16 protein-coding genes are annotated in these 16,812 nt (G+C 65.6%); 11 read left to right on the forward strand and 5 right to left on the reverse strand.

Annotation, left to right across the window (positions count from 1 at the left end; translation table 11 throughout):
• The first annotated feature begins 65 nt into the window (after positions 1 to 65).
• The 3 genes from ACQ6S1_RS13100 (at position 66) to ACQ6S1_RS13110 (ending at position 2,104) form a co-directional block, all read left to right on the forward strand.
• Positions 66 to 515: an Rrf2 family transcriptional regulator gene (locus ACQ6S1_RS13100; RefSeq protein ID WP_445041652.1), complete on the forward strand. Its 450-nt coding sequence runs from the start codon at positions 66 to 68 to the stop codon at positions 513 to 515.
• Positions 505 to 1,383 (forward strand): NAD(P)/FAD-dependent oxidoreductase, encoded by an 879-nt coding sequence (locus ACQ6S1_RS13105; protein WP_445041653.1) that lies wholly within the window; start codon positions 505 to 507, stop codon positions 1,381 to 1,383. The genes ACQ6S1_RS13100 and ACQ6S1_RS13105 overlap by 11 nt, the downstream gene beginning before the upstream one ends.
• Before the next feature lie 190 nt (positions 1,384 to 1,573).
• Positions 1,574 to 2,104, forward strand: coding sequence for a hypothetical protein (locus ACQ6S1_RS13110; protein ID WP_445041654.1), 531 nt, complete (start codon positions 1,574 to 1,576; stop codon positions 2,102 to 2,104).
• A gap of 387 nt (positions 2,105 to 2,491) precedes the next feature.
• On the opposite strand, the gene ACQ6S1_RS13115 is transcribed toward ACQ6S1_RS13110, so the two are convergent.
• On the reverse strand, positions 2,492 to 3,148 hold the full coding sequence (locus tag ACQ6S1_RS13115) for an HAD hydrolase-like protein (RefSeq protein ID WP_445041655.1): 657 nt from the start codon (positions 3,146 to 3,148) through the stop codon (positions 2,492 to 2,494).
• 121 nt (positions 3,149 to 3,269) lie between these two features.
• On the opposite strand from ACQ6S1_RS13115, the gene ACQ6S1_RS13120 reads away from it, so the two are divergent.
• Positions 3,270 to 4,790, forward strand: coding sequence for a sensor histidine kinase (locus ACQ6S1_RS13120; RefSeq protein WP_445041656.1), 1,521 nt, complete (start codon positions 3,270 to 3,272; stop codon positions 4,788 to 4,790).
• Positions 4,791 to 4,846: 56 nt separating this feature from the next.
• Positions 4,847 to 5,623: a class I SAM-dependent methyltransferase gene (locus ACQ6S1_RS13125; protein WP_445041657.1), complete on the forward strand. Its 777-nt coding sequence runs from the start codon at positions 4,847 to 4,849 to the stop codon at positions 5,621 to 5,623.
• Positions 5,624 to 5,642: 19 nt separating this feature from the next.
• On the opposite strand, the gene ACQ6S1_RS13130 is transcribed toward ACQ6S1_RS13125, so the two are convergent.
• Positions 5,643 to 6,548, reverse strand: a complete 906-nt coding sequence (locus tag ACQ6S1_RS13130) for a LysR family transcriptional regulator (RefSeq protein ID WP_445041658.1) — start codon at positions 6,546 to 6,548, stop codon at positions 5,643 to 5,645.
• Between the two features lie 162 nt (positions 6,549 to 6,710).
• Here ACQ6S1_RS13130 and ACQ6S1_RS13135 point away from each other — a divergent pair, with 162 nt between their 5' ends.
• Together ACQ6S1_RS13135 and ACQ6S1_RS13140 are read left to right on the forward strand one after the other, a co-directional pair.
• Positions 6,711 to 7,409, forward strand: coding sequence for a type 1 glutamine amidotransferase domain-containing protein (locus tag ACQ6S1_RS13135; RefSeq protein WP_445041659.1), 699 nt, complete (start codon positions 6,711 to 6,713; stop codon positions 7,407 to 7,409).
• A gap of 132 nt (positions 7,410 to 7,541) precedes the next feature.
• Entirely contained in the window at positions 7,542 to 7,835 is a 294-nt protein-coding gene (locus tag ACQ6S1_RS13140; RefSeq protein WP_445041660.1) for a hypothetical protein, read from the forward strand.
• 8 nt (positions 7,836 to 7,843) lie between these two features.
• Here ACQ6S1_RS13140 and ACQ6S1_RS13145 read toward each other — a convergent pair whose 3' ends face one another.
• On the reverse strand, positions 7,844 to 8,824 hold the full coding sequence (locus ACQ6S1_RS13145) for a threonine ammonia-lyase (protein ID WP_445041661.1): 981 nt from the start codon (positions 8,822 to 8,824) through the stop codon (positions 7,844 to 7,846).
• Between the two features lie 159 nt (positions 8,825 to 8,983).
• On the opposite strand from ACQ6S1_RS13145, the gene ACQ6S1_RS13150 reads away from it, so the two are divergent.
• Positions 8,984 to 9,559, forward strand: coding sequence for a cupredoxin domain-containing protein (locus ACQ6S1_RS13150; protein ID WP_445041662.1), 576 nt, complete (start codon positions 8,984 to 8,986; stop codon positions 9,557 to 9,559).
• An 88-nt stretch (positions 9,560 to 9,647) separates the two neighbouring features.
• On the opposite strand, the gene ACQ6S1_RS13155 is transcribed toward ACQ6S1_RS13150, so the two are convergent.
• Positions 9,648 to 10,070, reverse strand: a complete 423-nt coding sequence (locus tag ACQ6S1_RS13155; RefSeq protein WP_445041663.1) for a MerR family transcriptional regulator — start codon at positions 10,068 to 10,070, stop codon at positions 9,648 to 9,650.
• Positions 10,071 to 10,131: 61 nt separating this feature from the next.
• On the opposite strand from ACQ6S1_RS13155, the gene ACQ6S1_RS13160 reads away from it, so the two are divergent.
• Positions 10,132 to 12,330 carry a heavy metal translocating P-type ATPase gene (locus tag ACQ6S1_RS13160; RefSeq protein WP_445041664.1) on the forward strand — a complete coding sequence of 733 codons (2,199 nt, stop codon included), beginning with the start codon at positions 10,132 to 10,134 and terminating at the stop codon, positions 12,328 to 12,330.
• 22 nt (positions 12,331 to 12,352) lie between these two features.
• Here ACQ6S1_RS13160 and ACQ6S1_RS13165 read toward each other — a convergent pair whose 3' ends face one another.
• On the reverse strand, positions 12,353 to 14,449 hold the full coding sequence (locus ACQ6S1_RS13165; RefSeq protein WP_445041665.1) for a TonB-dependent siderophore receptor: 2,097 nt from the start codon (positions 14,447 to 14,449) through the stop codon (positions 12,353 to 12,355).
• A 287-nt stretch (positions 14,450 to 14,736) separates the two neighbouring features.
• Here ACQ6S1_RS13165 and ACQ6S1_RS13170 point away from each other — a divergent pair, with 287 nt between their 5' ends.
• Positions 14,737 to 15,045 carry an alkylphosphonate utilization protein gene (locus tag ACQ6S1_RS13170; RefSeq protein ID WP_445041666.1) on the forward strand — a complete coding sequence of 103 codons (309 nt, stop codon included), beginning with the start codon at positions 14,737 to 14,739 and terminating at the stop codon, positions 15,043 to 15,045.
• A gap of 294 nt (positions 15,046 to 15,339) precedes the next feature.
• Positions 15,340 to 16,731 (forward strand): NAD-dependent succinate-semialdehyde dehydrogenase, encoded by a 1,392-nt coding sequence (locus ACQ6S1_RS13175; protein ID WP_445041667.1) that lies wholly within the window; start codon positions 15,340 to 15,342, stop codon positions 16,729 to 16,731.
• Positions 16,732 to 16,812: the final 81 nt, after the last annotated feature.

The raw sequence follows: 16,812 nt of genomic DNA on the forward strand, positions 1-16,812 counted from the left end.
TAGGAATATTGTCAAGATTTGTGTGCGCCTTGTTATCCAGGCTTATTCGTAATAAACGAAGTTACATGAAATTGGACAGCCGCCTTTCCTCCGTTCTCCACGCTTTGCTGCACATGGCCGATATGGGCCAGCCGGTGACTTCTGACGTGCTGGCGCGGTGCATGACCACCAACCCGGTGGTGGTGCGCCGCACCATGGGGCTGCTGCGCGAGGCCGGATACGTGACCTCCGCCAAGGGGCATGCGGGAGGGTGGTCGCTTGCGGTCGATCTCGGCGCGGTGACCTTGCGCCAATTGCACGAGGCCCTGGGCGAGCCGGCCTTCTTCGCGATGGGCAACCGCTCAGAGAACCCGCAGTGCCTGGTCGAGCAATCCGTGAACGCGGCGCTGGACGGCGTCTTCGCCGAGGCCGAGGCCCTGCTGCTGGCCCGTTTCGCCTCCGTCACCCTGGCCGATCTTGCCGACGAATTCTCGCGGCGCGCGGCACATCACAAAGGACATCATCATGCGCCATGACGTGATCGTCATCGGGGGCAGCTATGCCGGTATGGCCGCGACCCTTCAATTGGTGCGGGCGCGACGCAAGGTGCTCGTCATCGATGCCGGACAGAGGCGCAACCGCTTTGCCGCCCATTCCCACGGCTTCATCGGCCATGATGGCGAGGACCCGGCGGAGATCGCCCGCAAGGCCCGCGAGCAATTGATGGCCTATCCGACGCTGAGCTGGCGCGAGGGGCTGGCGACGGGCGCGGCGGCGGAAAAGGGCGGTTTCGCGGTGACGACCGCCGACGGCGAGGTGCACCACGGCGCGCGGCTCATCCTGGCGCTGGGCGTCAGCGACCAACTGCCCGAGATCGACGGGCTGGCCGAGCGCTGGGGCCGGAGCGTGTTTCTGTGCCCCTATTGCCATGGCTATGAACTCGACATGGGCCGGATCGGCGTGATCGCGACCGGGCCGATGGCGCTTCATCAGGCGGCGTTGCTGACGGAATGGGGCGAGGTGACCCTGTTCCTGAACCGCAGCTTCAAGCCCGAGGCGGCGGAATGGGAGCAGGCCGTGGAGCGCGGCATCACCATCGAGCCGGACCGCATCGCGGACATCGAGGGGCATGCCGATGTGCGGCTGGAGGATGGACGCGTTCTGCCCTTCGCCGGCCTGTTCACGAAGGCCGAGAACGCGCCCTCGACGCCCATTGCCGACGCGCTGGGCTGCGAACTGGAGGAGACGCCGTTCGGCACGCATATCCTGACGAAGGCCCACGAGACGAGCGTGCCCGGCGTGTTCGCCTGCGGGGATGCGGCCCATGTGCCGCATTCGGTGTCCATCGCGGTGGGGAATGGGGCGCTGACCGGGGCGTTCGTGCACCGGTCTTTGGTGTTTTGAGGGGGGTACCAAGAGCGCTTGAGACAAACATCCTATTTGTGTGCCTTGGAGCGGCCACACCTAGTGGATGTTAATGCGGCGTTAACCATATTGAGCGGGTAATGCGTCAGCCGGGAGAGAGCGTCGATGGATCCAACTTACAACTTAAACGGCGGCTTTAAGCCAACGGCGAAGCGGTTCGCTGATCTAAATGGTCCAGACTTCTTTCCTACGCCAGCTTGGGGCCACATACGCGCTTATCGATAATGAAAGTTTCGAGGGAAACATCTGGGAAAGTGCGTGTGGCAACGGTGCCATGTCGAAGGTGTTGATGGAGGCCTCACCAAGCGTCGAAAGTTCAGATCTCTATGATCGAGGCTTCGGCGAAGCTGGCGTGGATTTCTTGCGATCCTCCCGTACCGCAGACAATATCGTGACAAATCCACCTTATAATGCCGCTGAAGGATTTGTGCGCTCAGGCATTCATTCAGCAAGGCACAAATTTGCTCTTTTGTTGCGCCTTGCTTTTCTTGAAGGTGCTAATCGGGCAAATACAATTTTCTCGCAGATGCCTCCTAGTCGTGTCTGGGTATTCAGCGAACGAATTACATTTTATCCTGCCGGTGCCGTGCAGCAGGGCAGTGGAACAACAGCCTACGCTTGGTTTGTTTGGGATAAGGATGCGCCCAGTAGAACTGAACTAAAGTGGTTCAAGCCCGGCTACAAAGCACGTCACGCTTAAGGCAGAGATAGCTGATTGGGACCGTAAACCACCCTGCCTTCATATATAATATTTCCTACTGTATTGCGGTGCGAGACAAGATTTCGCACTTGCTGCTCCCACATCTCTTCACCATTTCAAGTTGTAGACGGGGCTCGATCCTCTACAGATAGGGAGATATAATTCGGAATTTCCTTCTTTAAATCGTCTATAGAAGCCGACCTATTGGGCTTGCTGGAAAGTATTTTAATTACAGCTTTCCCGATCTCTGCCTCTGTCGTTCTAGTCATGATGGCCCTCGCAGATTACGAGGTTAAAAGATGCTTTCCATACTGCTAACAAGTCAATGAAATTGCGTCTTAATCTTTAATTACCAAGGCGACCTGTTCTCTCATTCCTTTAGGGGAACTAAGAACCTGGTATCTCGGATATCATTCTTAACTCCGCCACGTCGCCGATCCCCTTGAACACCCAGTCCGGCTCCGCGCCGCGCAAGGCTTCTTCCGTGGCGTAGCCCCATGTCGACGCGCCGAACCTGAGCCCCGCTTTCTTGGCGGCGGAGGCGTCCCGGGTTTCGTCGCCGATGTAGATGGCTTCCTCGGCCGGGATCTTCAGGGCCTTGAGGGTTTCCTTGAGGCGGGGGGCCTTGCCGAACAGGGAGGCGTCGCAGCGGAAATGGCTGAACAGGGCCGAGATTTCCGGGCCTAGCGTGCGGCGGATGCTTTCCTCGCCGTCGGACGAGACGATGGCCAGCAGGATGCCGCGCGCCTGCAGCGCCGACAGGGCCTCGAACACGCCGGGGAAGGGGCGCAGATCGCCCGAGGCCGCGAGCTTCAGGGCCCGCATGTCGCGCGCGATGGCGGGCACCTTCCACAACGGCACGCGCAGCTCTTTCAGCAGATCGCGGGTGCGCATGCCGCGCAGCTTGTCGACCTCGTCCTCCCGGGCTTCGCGGAAACCGTGGCGGCGCGCCACCTCGTTCACGATGGTGCAGAACCAGGGGAAGGAATCGACGAGGGTGCCGTCGGCATCGAAGATGACGAGGCGGATCGCGGACGCTGACATCACCAAGGCATGACCGTCCGGCGCGGCCGCGTCAATGGCGCGCGTGAAAAGCGGTGCGCGGCGCCCAAAATGTTCACGGATTGTGCACTGCTGGCCATAGCGCGCCGCGCATGGGCGATGTATGAGCGCGGGTCCGCTTCCGGACATCGGTGCATCCCGGCCCATGTCGCTCTCGAACGTCAATTTCATCCGCACCACCGCCGTGCTCCTGCTGGTGGGGCTGGCCGCCCTTCTCGCCATCGTGGGGGTGACGTTCTGGCTGTCGGTGCGCACCGAGACCATCGCCGAGGAGGTTCTGCGCTCGCGCCAGACGCGCGCCTCCGCCGTGGCGCTGCGCAGCCTGCTGCAAGATGCCGAGACCGGGCAGCGCGGCTTCCTGCTGACGTCCGATGCCTCCTATCTTGCGCCCTATGAGGCCGCCAAAGCGCGCATCCCGCAGGTGACGGCGCGGCTGCGGGAGTTGGCGCCGAATTCCGAGGATTATCCGATCAGCCGCCTGCAGGAGGTGATCGACGCCAAGATGGCCGAGCTGGCCGAGACCATCGCCCTGGCGCAGACTGGGCAGCGCGACGAGGCGCTGGCTTTGGTGCGCGCCGACCGCGGCAAGGTGCTGATGGACGAGGCGCGGGCGATGTTCGACGCGCTGGTGATGCGCGTGGAGCAGAGCCTCGAGGTCAGCACCCACGCGCAATCCGACAGCATCACCAACCTGCAGCGCGCGGTGTTCGCGGCGACGCTGCTTATCCTCCTGGTGGTGGGCGCGTGCACCTTCATGGCGCTGCGCTACACCCGCGAACTGATCGCCGCGCGCACCGAGCTCTCGGCCCTGAACGAGGGGCTGGAGCAGCGCGTGGCCGACCGCACCGCCGAGCTGAACCGCGCCAATTCCGAGCTACAGCGTTTCGCCTACATCGTGGGTCACGATCTGCGCTCGCCGCTCGTCAACGTGATGGGCTTCACGAGCGAGCTGACGGAGTTTGGCAAGGAGATCTTCGACATGGTGCGCGGCCTTCGCGAGAAGGCCGGCGTGGAGGCCAGCGCCTACGAGGTGGAGCTGGAGAAGGATTTCGACGAATCCATCCGCTTCATCCGCACCTCGACCACGAAGATGGACGGGCTGATCAACGCCATCCTCAAGCTTTCGCGCGAGGGCAAGAGGCCGCTGACGCCCGAGAAGATCGAGATCGGCAAGCTGGTCGAGGACGCCGCGGTCAACATCCGCCACCGCGTGGGCGAGCGCGACGGCGAGGTGCGGGTGGAAGGCAATTTCCCGACCATCGTCTCCGACAAGTTCTCGCTGGAGCAGATCTTCGGCAATCTGCTCGACAATGCGGTGAAATACGCCCATCCCGAGCGCCCGCCGCGCATCGTGCTGAGCGCGAAGAACGCCGGCCGCAACGTGCAGATCGACGTGACGGACAATGGCCGCGGCATCGGCGAGAACGAGGCCGAGCGCGTGTTCGAGCTGTTCCGCCGCGCCGGGCGTCAGGACCAGCCGGGCGAGGGCATCGGCCTTGCCTATGTGCGGGCCTATGTGCGGCGGCTCGGCGGCGACGTGACGCTGACGTCCACGATCGGCGAGGGCACGACCTTCCACGTGACCTTGCCGCGCCGGCTGCGCGGCGACCACGACGACGCCTGAGCGGAGCCATAGAGCTGCCGCTTGCCGCCGGGGGCGTTGAGCGCCACACTTGAGCCATGTCGCTCGACATCACCGAACTGCGCGATTTCTACCATTCCCCCCTTGGCCAGGTGGCGCGGCGTGTGCTGCGGGCCAAGCTGCGGGCGCGGTTCGCCGACGTGGCGGGCCAGCGCGTGCTGGGTTTCGGCTTCGTGACGCCGTTTCTCGGCGCGTTCCGCGACGAGGCGGAACGGGTGATGGCGTTCATGCCGGCCGAGCAGGGCGTGATCGACTGGCGCTCGGCGCGCGGCGTGGCGAGCGTGCTGGCCGACGGCGAAATGTGGCCGCTGCCGGATTCGGCCGTCGACCGCATCGTGCTGGTGCACGCGCTGGAGAACGCGGAAGACCCCGACGAGGTGCTGCGCGAATGCTGGCGCTGCCTGGCCCCCGGCGGGCGGCTGCTGGCTGTGGTCGCCAATCGCCGTGCGCCGTGGTCGGCCTTCGAGAACAATCCGTTCGGCCATGGCCGGCCCTACAGCCGCAGCCAGCTGACCGGGCTGCTGCGGCGGCTGCAATTCCAGCCGGTGGAATGGGCCGAGGCCCTGATGTTTCCGCCGATCGAGCGGGCCATCGTTCTGCGCTCGGCCATCGCGCTGGAGCGGCTGGGCGTGCGCTTCTGGGCGCCGTTCGCGGGCGTGCACATGGTGGAGGCGATCAAGCAGGACCCGCGCCCTGTGCGGGTGAAGAAGCGTGCCTCGCGCGTGCGGCGGGTGCGGCGCTTCGCCAAGGGCTTGGTGCCGGAGGTGGGGCGGCCCGAAGTGCCGGGCGTGGGCGTGCCGGCGAAGCGCGGCTGAGGCCGCAAGCGCGGATGGATCAGCCCGCCACGAGCTCGCGGGCGACGTCTGCGATCGTGGTGCGCAGCCAAAGATGCGCGGGATCGTTGCGGTAGCGCACGTGCCAGGCCATCTCGACCGGAAAGGTGCCGAGATCGACCGGTGAGGGCAGAACCTTGAGTCGGGAGTCCTGCTTGAGGTGACGGCAGATGAGGCGCGGCAGGGTCGCGCAATAATCGGTGACGGCGACCATCTCCGGGACCGTCAGGAAATGCGTGACCGACACCGCCACCTCGCGCCGGACGTTCTGCTGTTCCAGCGCCTGGAATAGGCCGGCCCGGATGCGCCCCGGTGGCAGAACGTTCACATGCTTCAGCCGCTCATATTGAGCGCGGGTCAGGCTGTCGCCCACGTCCGGATGGTCTTTACGCACGATGCAGGCGAGACCGTCGTCCATCAGATGCTGGATGACGAGGTTGTCGGGCGGGTCGACGATCCGCCCGAGGGCCATGGATGTCGTGCCGGACATCAGCCCCGTCTCGGCGAGATCGTTGCCGAACGGCGTCATGCGGACCCGGATGCCCGGTGCGAGCCTGCCGAGCCGGGCGATCAGCGCCGGCATCAGAACCAGTTCCGCATAGCTGTTGGGTGCGATGAGAAACAGGCGGTCCGCCTTGGCGGGGTCGAACACCTGCTGCTGTGCGATCAGATCGTTCAAGCGCGCCAGCGTCGCTTCGATGGATGGCGCGATCTCCTCGGCCAGCTGGGTTGGCCGGATGCCATAGCGCTCGCGGACGAACAGGGGATCGCGCAGCATGTCGCGCAGGCGGTTGAGCGCATTCGAGAGTGCGGGCTGCGTGATGCCGAGGCGATCGGCGGCCCGCGTGACGTTGCGTTCCTCCATCAATGCGAGAAACACGGGCAGCAGGTTCAGGTCGACTTTCATCCAGATCAAAATCAATAACAATATCTGGAATACAAGAAATAAATTTCTCGAATAGATACCGACGCATCATCTTGGGTCTCAGGAAGACGCCGATGGGTTTCATCGATGTCAGCGCAATCCCGGTCTTTCGCGCCGGATGCGCCATCCGCAGGAGATATGACGATGAAGGTTCTGATCGTGCTCACGTCCCACGACACGCTTGGAGACACCGGCCGCAAGACCGGCTTCTGGCTGGAGGAGCTCGCCGCGCCCTATTATGTCTTCAAGGATGCGGGCGCGGACATCGTTCTCGCGTCGCCCAAGGGAGGCCAGCCGCCGCTCGACCCGAAGAGCGATGAGCCGGATTTCCAGACCGATGCGACGCGGCGCTTCTCTGCCGATGAGGACGCAAAGGCCCAATTGACGGATACCGTCCGTCTCGACAGCGTCGTGCAGGATGATTTCGACGCGGTGTTCTATCCCGGCGGCCACGGTCCGCTCTGGGATCTGGCGGAAGATCGGGATTCGATCCGCCTGATCGAGGCTTTTCTGGCGGCTGGCAAGAACGTGGCGCTGGTCTGCCACGCGCCGGGCGTGCTGCGCCATGTGACCAATCCCGATGGCTCGCCGCTGGTGAAGGGCCGCCATGTCACGGGGTTCACCAACAGCGAGGAGGAGGGCGTCGGCCTGACGAAGATCGTGCCGTTCCTGGTTGAGGACGAGCTTGTCGGTCAGGGCGCAATGTTCTCGCGGGTGAAGGACTGGGGCGTTCACACCGTCGTGGATGGCCAGCTCATCACTGGCCAGAACCCGTCTTCGTCGACCCGAACGGCAGAGGTTCTCCTGGCGGCTCTGGACCCGGCGCGCCCGCAGGGAGAGTGATCCGGCAGGCTGTCATCGTATTCGCGGTGACAGCCGACGCAGCGCCATGACGAATCTTCGTGGCGCCGCAGAATGATGAGGCCGGGCTCAGGAAGGCTGTGCGGGAACATCGAATCCTGTATCAGCGGCGTCATGCGTCAGATCATCTGCATCGCCATTATCCTTGCCGTCTCGGCGCTGTGCAATGCGCCGCTGGCAGCCCGGATGGCATCCGATGGCAATTGGGGCGAGGCCGTCGGCCAGCTGGTGTTCGCGCCGCTGGTGGTCTTCTACCTCGTGCATTCGGTGATCTATTACGGCACGCGGCTCGTGCGGGGGCGGGACGCTCTTGCCAGCTATACGAATTCGAAGCTGAGCTGGATCGCCTTCATCGTCAGCGTGCTGGGCATCCTGGGCTCGGCCGCCCAGCGTGTGCCGCCTCTCTAGGACGATGTTCAGGCGGTGAGGATACCGGCATAGAGGGCCGGGTCCACATTGGCGCCCGAGGCGACGACGACGAGAGCGCCCTCGGCCGGCGGGGCGAGGCCCTCCAACGCCGCCGTGAGCGCGACCGCACCGCCGGGCTCGATGACGAGCTTCATCTTCTCGAACGCGAAGCGCATGGCTGCGCGCACCTGATCGTCGCTGACCGTTAGCCCGCCCGACAGCAGCGCCTGATTGATGGGGAAGGTGAGGCGGCCCGGACTTGGCGACAAAAGCGCATCGCAGATGGAGCGGGCATCCGCCGAAACGTGTTCGCGCTGGCCGCTGACGAGAGAGCGGGCGGTGTCGTCGAACGCCTCGGGCTCCACGCTGTGCACCGCGACGTGGGGGGCGGCGTCCTTGATGGCCGTGGCGATGCCCGAGACGAGGCCGCCGCCACCGCAGGGTGCGAGGAGTGTGCCGATCTCGACGCCGGCCTCGCGCGCCTGTTCGAGGATTTCGAGCCCGGCCGTGCCCTGGCCCGCGATGATGAACGGGTCGTCGAAGGGCGGAACGATGAGCGCGCCGCGCTCTTCGGCGAGGGCGGTGCCGATCCGCTCGCGATCCTGCGTGTAACGGTCGTACAGCACCACTTCGGCGCCGAGCGCCCGCGTGTTGGCGATCTTGATGGCGGGCGCATCGGCCGGCATGACGATAATCGCCGGCAGGCCGAGCCTGCGCGCAGCAGCCGCCACGCCCTGCGCGTGATTGCCCGACGACCACGCCAGCACGCCCGCCGCCTTCTGGTGCTCGGGAATGCGCGACAGCCGATTGTAGGCGCCCCGGAACTTGAACGAGCCCGTGTGCTGCGCGCCCTCGAACTTCACGAGAACGCGCCGCCCCGCGCGCTCGTTGAGCGGTGCGAATTCCAGGAGCGGGGTGCGAACGGCCGCGCCCTTCAGGCGGGCGGCGGCATCGCGGATGTCGGCGGCGGAAATGGCGAGCTCGGTCATGCGGTGTCCTTCGAGGACGGACGGAGGGTGGATCCCGCATGTGCATGCCCGTTGACGCCCGGCCCATCAAGAGCCGGGGATTTTTCCCCGAGCTGCCCTTGCGTGTTGCCGCCGAGATTGCGAACAGCGGATGAGAACCGAGCAACAGGGACATTCGCCATGGCTGTCAGACCGAGCGCCATCCTCATCGCCGTGAGCCTCGCAGCGAACGGGCTGTCGGCGGCAGGCGCCGCGGCGCAGGACGCCGTGACGCCGCTGGATTTCTGCCGCGAGCTTCCGCCCGACAGCCGCAAGGATTGCGAGGCCGGGGCCGAATTGCTGATGCGCATGCCAGATGAATCCGAGTCCAAACTTTCGGTGCGGGTGATGGCGGCGGGCGGTGTGTTCGCGCTGGACTACACGATCGACAATCCGAACGGACCTCACCAAAGGGAATGCGCCAGCCGGGGTGTGATCGCATTGCCGGCCGGCGAACCTGTCCGGCTTCTGGTGACGTCGGGCGACGAGATCTACACCCTGCGCGTTCCGGCGCGGAACATCGCCGTCGATCTCGTGCCCGGGCGCATCAACGAGGTTCGGATCGATGCTCCGGAGGCCGAGGACAGCATCGTGGGGGTGCTGGAGCGCCATCGCGGCGGCTCCTCGTCCGTGCGCTTGCGCTTCGTGGCGGGCGAACTGGTGGACCGGGCGCGCCTTGCGGATCTGTGCCGCGTGTCGGCGGAGCCCGTCGACTGATCTGTCGTTCTAACTCACCGCCGCGCCGGATCGGCGGGTTGCTTCGGGCATGCCAGCGGCAGTTGGTTGGGTGTGCGCGGCCGTTCGGCTAATGGCGGTCGGACAGGCATTCGCCGTGATCGCCGAGGACTTCGAGCACCTTGCAATCGCCGGCGGAGCTGTGTGAGCAGGCCGCCATCCGGGCCACTTCCGCCCGCAGGGCGGTGAGCCGGGCGATCTTGTGGTCGATGTCGGCGAGATGCGCCTGTGCGATGCGGTCGGCCCGTTCGCACGGACGATCCGGATCTTCGGCGAGCGCCATGAGATCGCGGATCGGCTCGATCTCGAAGCCCAGTTCCCGCGCGTGGCGGATGAAGCGGAGGCGGCGCAGATCGTCGGCATCGTAGAGGCGCCTGTTGCCCTCCGTCCGCGGCAGAGAGGGCAGGAGGCCGATCTGCTCGTAATAGCGGATGGTAGGCACCTTGATGCCGCTTTCGCGCGAGGCCTGCCCGATCGGCACGGATTTTTTCATTTTGGCGCTTGCTCCTCTAGTCACTAGAGGAATTAAGCCTGCCGTCACGAGATGCAAGGAGATGGCTGTGGACGCCGCCAAGACCGAAAGCCGCTACCGCGTGACCGGAATGGATTGCGCGGCCTGCGCCAACAAGATCGACACGGCCGTGCGGCGTTTGCCGGGCGTGGACGATGTGCAGGTTTCGGTGGCTGCCGGGACGATGCGCGTCAGCCATGGCGAGGGCATCGACCGCGCGGACATCGTGCGGCAGGTACGCAATCTCGGTTATGGCGCGGAACCGGCAATGGGACGCGCGGCGGTGCAGGTGCCCCCCGGCCGCGACCACGGGGACCACGACCATGCCGGCCACGATCACAGCCATTCCGGACATTCGCACGGGGCGGACGACGGCGAGACGGTGTGGTGGCGGACCAAAAAGGCCCGGCTGACCGCGCTGTGCGGTGCGGCGCTGGTGGCCGCCTATGTGCTGGGCCATCTTTTTCCGGCGCTGGAGCGCCCGGCCTTTATTGCCGCGTTGATCGTGGGGCTGGGGCCGGTCGGCTGGCGCGCCATCAGCGCCGCGCGGTTCGGCACGCCGTTCTCGATCGAGACGCTGATGAGCATCGCCGCGATCGGCGCCGTCATCATCGGGGCCGAAGAGGAGGCGGCGATGGTGCTGCTGTTGTTCCTCATCGGCGAGATGCTGGAGGGCCTGGCCGCCAGCCGGGCCCGCAGCAGCATTCAGGGGCTGACCGCGCTCGTTCCGAAGACGGCTCTGGTGGAGCGCGAGGGCGCGACCATCGAGATCCCGGCTGAAAACCTCGAGATCGGGCAGACCATTCTGGTGCGTCCGGGCGACCGGCTGCCGGCCGACGGCACCATCGTGGAAGGCGCGGGCGAGATCGACGAGGCGCCGGTGACGGGGGAAAGCGTGCCCAAGCGCAAGGCGGTGGGCGATGCGGTGTTCGCCGGCACGGTGAATGCCGGCTCCGTGCTGCGGGTGCGGGTGAGCGCGGCCGCCGCCGACAACACCATCGCCCGCATCGTGCGGCTGGTGGAGGAGGCGCAGGAATCGAAATCGCCGACCGAGCGCTTCATCGACCGGTTTTCGAAGGTCTACACACCCGGTGTGCTGGTCGTCGGTGCCCTGGTGGCGACCTTGCCGCCGCTGGTGATGGGGGCGGATTGGGGCGAGTGGGTCTACAAGGGGCTCGCGATCCTGCTGATCGGTTGCCCCTGCGCGCTGGTGATCTCGACGCCGGCCGCGATTGCGGCAGGGCTGTCGGCCGGTGCGCGGCGCGGCCTGCTGATGAAGGGCGGCATCGTGCTCGAAACGCTGGGCCGGATCGATGCCGTGGCCTTCGACAAGACCGGCACACTGACGGCAGGCCGGCCCGTGGTGACGGAGATATTGGCGGGCGGCCGCTCGGTGCGGGACGTGCTGTCGCTGGCCGCCGCGCTGGAGCGGGGGTCGAGCCATCCCTTGGCCGTGGCGATCCTGGAGCGGGCGAAGGCCGACAACGTGCCGGTGCCGCCGGCCTTCGACGCCTCGGCCGTGCCCGGCGAGGGCGTGGAGGGCAATGTCGGCGGCGAGAGCGTGTTCCTCGGATCGCCTCAGGCGGCAGGACGTCGCGTGCCGCTCGATGCCGAGCAGATGTCCGCCATTGCCGTGCTGAACGCGCAGGGAAAGACGGTGTCGGTGGTTCTGGCGCGTGGCGGCGTGGCGGGCTTCATCGCGATGCGCGACGAGGCGCGGCCCGACGCGGCTGAGGCTATCGCCGAACTGGCGTCGGCCGGGGTGCGCCCGCTGATGCTGACGGGCGACAACCGCACCACGGCCGAGGCGGTGGCGGCGGGACTGGGCATCGAGGCGCGCGCCGAATTGCTGCCGCAGGACAAGCAGCGCATCGTGACCGAATTGCAGGCCGAGGGCCGCGTGGTGGCGAAGGTGGGCGACGGCATCAACGATGCGCCGGCGCTGGCGGCGGCCGATATCGGCATCGCCATGGGCGGCGGCACCGACGTGGCGCTGGAAACCGCCGACGCCGCCATCCTGCACGGGCGGGTGCGCGACGTGCCCGACATGATCCGGCTGTCGAAGACGGTGATGGGCAATATCCGCCAGAACATCGCCATGGCGCTGGGCCTGAAGGCGGTGTTTCTGGTGACGACCATCATCGGTGTGACGGGGCTGTGGCCGGCGATCCTGGCCGATACCGGCGCGACCGTGCTCGTCACTGCCAACGCCATGCGGCTGCTGCGCTGGCGGCCACGGTGAGAGGGCCGCATTCAGGCCGCTCCTACCAGCGCATGACGGCCTTGACCTCGGCCCGGCGCGGTTCGTCATAGAAGGCGCGCACGCTCGGATAGGCGAGATAGTTCTCGTCGAAGATGTTGAAGACGTTGAGCGACAGATCGGTGCTGTCGTTCACCCGATAAGCGAGGCGGGCGTCGACCACGGCATAGGCCGGCTGCGTGAAGGTCGCGGCATAGGGCGCGGCGATCGATGAGGTGCTTTCACTGTAGGCGCGGATGCCGAGGCCGAGCTCCAGCCCGTCGAAAACGGTGCCGTGCTCGATGGTGTAATTGGTCCAGAGCTTGAAGCTCTGCTCCGGGAAGAAGGCGTTGAAACGCTGGCCGATCTCGGCCGGCTGGCCGGCCAGGAATTCCGTTTTGGTGAAGGTGTAGCCGGCGGCGACCTCCCAGTTCGGGAGGATGCGGCCGTTGAGTTCGATTTCGAAGCCCCGGCTCTCCACTTCGCCGGCGGCGACATAGGCATCGCTGCCGCCATCGTAGACCGCGCGGTTGGTGTCGCGCGCACGGAAGATGGATAAGCTGGGCGTGAGGCGCCCGTCGAACAAGGCGGCCTTGATCCCGGCTTCGTATTGCTCTCCGACGATCGGCGGCAGCACGTTGTCGCCGGCATCGAGCGTGTCGACCGATTGGGTGCGGAAGATGTCGGCATAGCTGACATAGACATTGACGGATTCGGTGAGCCCGAGGACGAGCGCGCCATAGGGCGTGAAGACGTTGTCCTCATCATAGGCGACCGATCTCACGCCTTGCGTGCTGACGCGGTCGGAGAAGTAATCGCTGAGCCGGCCGCCAAGATGAGCGTGCAGGCGGTTCATGATTTCGAGGCGGGCCTGCGCGTAGATCCCGCGCTGCTCGATGCCCGTCCCGCTCGATGCGCCGCGTTCAAGGTGCTGGTAGGGCACGTCGGGATCGCCCACGGGCCAGAGGCCGACCGATGCGGCGTTCCGCGTCCAGCTCTCGTAATCGAAACTCTCGAAATTCGCGCCGAACGCAAGTTCATGGGTGCGGCCGAAGGCGTGCACGCGCCCGTTCACATGCGCGTCGCCGGTCCATTGCTCGCCCTCGAACCAGGTGGCGCGGTTGATGAGCGGCGACAGGCCCGTGTCGGAGAAGCCCGGATTGGGATTGTGGAACGCGAATCTCTTGGCGTTGTCATAGACGCGGTAAGTCGTCGTGGCGGTCAGCGTCCAATCGTCGTTGAAACGGTGCTCGGCCTTCACCGTGCCTTCGGTTCTCTGCAGATCGTAATTGCTCCAGCGCGCGCCGATATAGCGATCGCGCGGCGTCCATCGGTCGGTGCCCGGATAATGGAGCCCGCCCATATAGGGATTGATCCAGCTTTGCTGGGCGAGGCCGCTGAGGGTGATCGTGGTGCTGTCCGTGATGTCGGCCTCGAGCGTGCCGTAGCCGATGAAGCGGTCCTGGCCGACGAAATCGAGATGATGATCCCGGGTCTCGACGACGCCGACGGCGCGGCCCCGCAACGCGCCGGACTCCACGAGGGGAGCCGACAGGTCGAAGACGCCGCGGAACTTGTCCCATTGCCCGGCGGACAGCTCCGTCTGGAACCGGGGCGCGGCAAGCGGGGCCTTGCGGACGAGATTGACCGAGCCGCCCAATTGCCCCTGTCCCTGCATGAGGCCGTCCGGGCCGCGCAGCACTTCGACGCGATCATAGATGGCGGTGTCGAGGCCCGGTCCATAATTGGAGGTGTCGAGCGGCACGCCGTCTTCGGACACCGACATCTGGAAGCCGCGCGAGTAGAAGAATGGCCCGTCGCTCATGTCTCCTTGATCGCGATTGTAGACGCCCGGGGCGCGTTCCACCGCCTCGGTGACGCTGGTGATGTTTTCGTCGTCGAGCCGCTTGCGCGTGAGCACGGAGAGCGAGCGAGGCGTGTCCTTCACCGGCAGGACGAGCTTGCCGCCGATCGTGCTTTTTTCCGCCGTGTAGGAATTGGTGTTTTCGGTCGCGGCGCCCTTTCCGGAGGCGGGCGAGCCGTGGACGACGATCGTTTCCAGCTCGATGTCGTCGGTGGCGCCGGATGCCGCGGAGGCGGCGCTCTCCTGGGCGCAGGCCATGTTGAGGCCGATAATTGCGCAGCTCCCTCCCGCAAGCAGGGTGCCCGATATCCGCTGCCAACGAGATGTCTTCTTCCCTGTCCGCACCATCGTCGCTACTCATTTAATGTAATAACATTACAAATGCCTTTAGCGATGTGGACTGCCTCTGGCAAGGCAGGCATGTCGAGAAAACGTCGAGGCGCGAAAGGCAATTGCGACGGGTGGCGGTTCAAAGCGCGATTTCGGCTGCTATAGATGGCCCACACCGCTATGCGCGGCAGCACGAGGAGCGACAAGGGCAAGGGATGAGCGATCAGAACGACGATTACGTCTATGACGAAGCGACGGGCGAATGGCGCCCGGCCTCCGAGATGGCGGCAGCCGCCGCCGACGCGGGGCGGGCCGAGGTGCGCGATGCGTCCGGCAATGTGCTGGCCGACGGGGATTCGGTCGTTCTCGTGAAGGATCTCAAGGTGAAGGGCGCGGGCCAGACCCTGAAGCAGGGCACGGTGATCCGCTCGATCCGCCTGACCGACAATCCCGAGGAGATCGATTGCCGCCACGATGCGATCAAGGGCCTCGTTCTGCGCACGGAATTCGTCCGCAAGCGCTGAGCCTGTCGCGGCATCCCGCTCATGGCTGCCGCTGTAGAATCGGACCGGGCGCGGGGTGCTGTGCCGCGCCTGGTCGAGAAGATGTGATGCCTCGACATCTGGCGACGAAAGGGGCGGCTGCTTAGCCTTACGTAGTATTCCCAGTATTCGCCGGCGGGCGCAGTGTTGATGATACGCCCGCACCGTCTGTGAAGGACCTTCGCGGACGGCACGGTGGACCCGCAGGCCGCATTCGGCGGCCGGTTTCGATCACCGCGAAACCCACCCTTCCGACCAAGAGCGAAGGACGACAGCATGGCGTTTGCAACCACGAACCCCTACACCGGCGAGGTCGTGAAGACCTTCCCGACCGCAAGCGACGACGAGATCAAGGCCGCGATCGCAAAGGCGGACGCGACGTTCAAGACCTGGCGCGAAACCGGGTTTGCGGAACGCGCGAAGGTGATGCAGGCCGCGGCCGACATCCTGCGCCGCGACATCGACACCTATGCGCCGATCCTGACGCTGGAAATGGGCAAGCTGATCGGTGAGGCGCGGGCCGAGGTGGAACTCTCTGCCGCGATCTTCGAATATTACGCCAAGAACGCCGAAAGCTTGCTGAAGCCCGAAAAGCTGTCCGTGGCCGATCCGACCGAGGGCGAAGCCGTGCTGGTGTGCGACCCGCTGGGCGTGCTGCTCGCCATCGAGCCGTGGAACTTCCCTTATTACCAGATCGCCCGCATCATCGCGCCGCAGCTATCGGCCGGCAACACGATGCTGCTGAAGCACGCGGCCAACGTGCCGCAGAGCGCGCAGGCTTTCGAGAAGCTGATGGCCGAGGCCGGGCTGCCGGACGGCGCCTTCATCAATCTGTTCTGCACCCATGGCCAGATCGAGCTGATCCTCAGCGATCCGCGCGTGCACGGCGTGGCGCTGACCGGCTCGGAAGCGGCCGGTGCGGCGGTGGCGGCCACGGCCGGCAAGGCGCTGAAGAAATCGACGATGGAGCTCGGCGGTGCGGATGCCTTCGTGGTGCTGAAGGACGCCGACCTTGCCAAGACGGTGAAATGGGCGGTGTTCGGCCGGCATTGGAACGGCGGGCAGGTCTGCGTCTCGTCCAAGCGGATGATCGTGGCCGACGAGATCTACGACCAGTTCCTGGAGAGCTACACCAAGGGCGTGTCCGAGCTGAAGATGGGCGACCCCTTCGACGCCGAGACGACGCTTGCTCCATTGTCGTCGCAGAAGGCGGCCGACGACATCAAGGACATGATCCGGCAGGCGGTTGAGCACGGCGCGACCGCGACCGAAGTGGGACCGGAGGCGCCGAACCAGGGTGCGTTCGTGCGCCCGACGATCCTGACCGACATCGGCGAGGACAATCCGGCGCGCTACTGGGAGTTCTTCGGCCCCGTCTCCATGGTGTTCCGCGCCAGGGACGAGGAGGATGCCGTGCGCATCGCCAATGACAGCCCGTTCGGGCTGGGCGGCTCGGTGTTCACGCAGGACACCAAGCGCGGCGCGGAAGTGGCCCGCAAGATCTCGACCGGCATGGTGTTCGTGAACCACCCCACCATGGTGAAGGCCGATCTGCCGTTCGGCGGCGTACGGCGCTCCGGCTATGGCCGCGAATTGCTGGGCCTCGGCATCAAGGAATTCGTCAACCACAAGCTGATCGACGTCGTCGACATCGACGCGCCCTTCTGATCGCAGAGCCAAGGTTTCTCCGCGTGCCTGCCAGAGGGGCGCGCGGAGAGCCGACGGTGCGGTAACTGCAGCGTTTTTGGC

Source organism: Terrihabitans aquatilis (assembly GCF_052542005.1).

Bases quoted from the DNA above. Each gene is read 5' to 3' on its own strand.
- ACQ6S1_RS13100 (WP_445041652.1), top strand. From the start codon at position 66: ATGAAATTGGACAGCCGCCTTTCCTCCGTTCTCCACGCTTTGCTGCAC.
- ACQ6S1_RS13105 (WP_445041653.1), top strand. From the start codon at position 505: ATGCGCCATGACGTGATCGTCATCGGGGGCAGCTATGCCGGTATGGCC.
- ACQ6S1_RS13110 (WP_445041654.1), top strand. From the start codon at position 1,574: ATGGTCCAGACTTCTTTCCTACGCCAGCTTGGGGCCACATACGCGCTT.
- ACQ6S1_RS13115 (WP_445041655.1), bottom strand. From the start codon at position 3,148: ATGTCAGCGTCCGCGATCCGCCTCGTCATCTTCGATGCCGACGGCACC.
- ACQ6S1_RS13120 (WP_445041656.1), top strand. From the start codon at position 3,270: ATGAGCGCGGGTCCGCTTCCGGACATCGGTGCATCCCGGCCCATGTCG.
- ACQ6S1_RS13125 (WP_445041657.1), top strand. From the start codon at position 4,847: ATGTCGCTCGACATCACCGAACTGCGCGATTTCTACCATTCCCCCCTT.
- ACQ6S1_RS13130 (WP_445041658.1), bottom strand. From the start codon at position 6,548: ATGAAAGTCGACCTGAACCTGCTGCCCGTGTTTCTCGCATTGATGGAG.
- ACQ6S1_RS13135 (WP_445041659.1), top strand. From the start codon at position 6,711: ATGAAGGTTCTGATCGTGCTCACGTCCCACGACACGCTTGGAGACACC.
- ACQ6S1_RS13140 (WP_445041660.1), top strand. From the start codon at position 7,542: ATGCGTCAGATCATCTGCATCGCCATTATCCTTGCCGTCTCGGCGCTG.
- ACQ6S1_RS13145 (WP_445041661.1), bottom strand. From the start codon at position 8,824: ATGACCGAGCTCGCCATTTCCGCCGCCGACATCCGCGATGCCGCCGCC.
- ACQ6S1_RS13150 (WP_445041662.1), top strand. From the start codon at position 8,984: ATGGCTGTCAGACCGAGCGCCATCCTCATCGCCGTGAGCCTCGCAGCG.
- ACQ6S1_RS13155 (WP_445041663.1), bottom strand. From the start codon at position 10,070: ATGAAAAAATCCGTGCCGATCGGGCAGGCCTCGCGCGAAAGCGGCATC.
- ACQ6S1_RS13160 (WP_445041664.1), top strand. From the start codon at position 10,132: ATGGCTGTGGACGCCGCCAAGACCGAAAGCCGCTACCGCGTGACCGGA.
- ACQ6S1_RS13165 (WP_445041665.1), bottom strand. From the start codon at position 14,449: ATGGCCTGCGCCCAGGAGAGCGCCGCCTCCGCGGCATCCGGCGCCACC.
- ACQ6S1_RS13170 (WP_445041666.1), top strand. From the start codon at position 14,737: ATGAGCGATCAGAACGACGATTACGTCTATGACGAAGCGACGGGCGAA.
- ACQ6S1_RS13175 (WP_445041667.1), top strand. From the start codon at position 15,340: ATGGCGTTTGCAACCACGAACCCCTACACCGGCGAGGTCGTGAAGACC.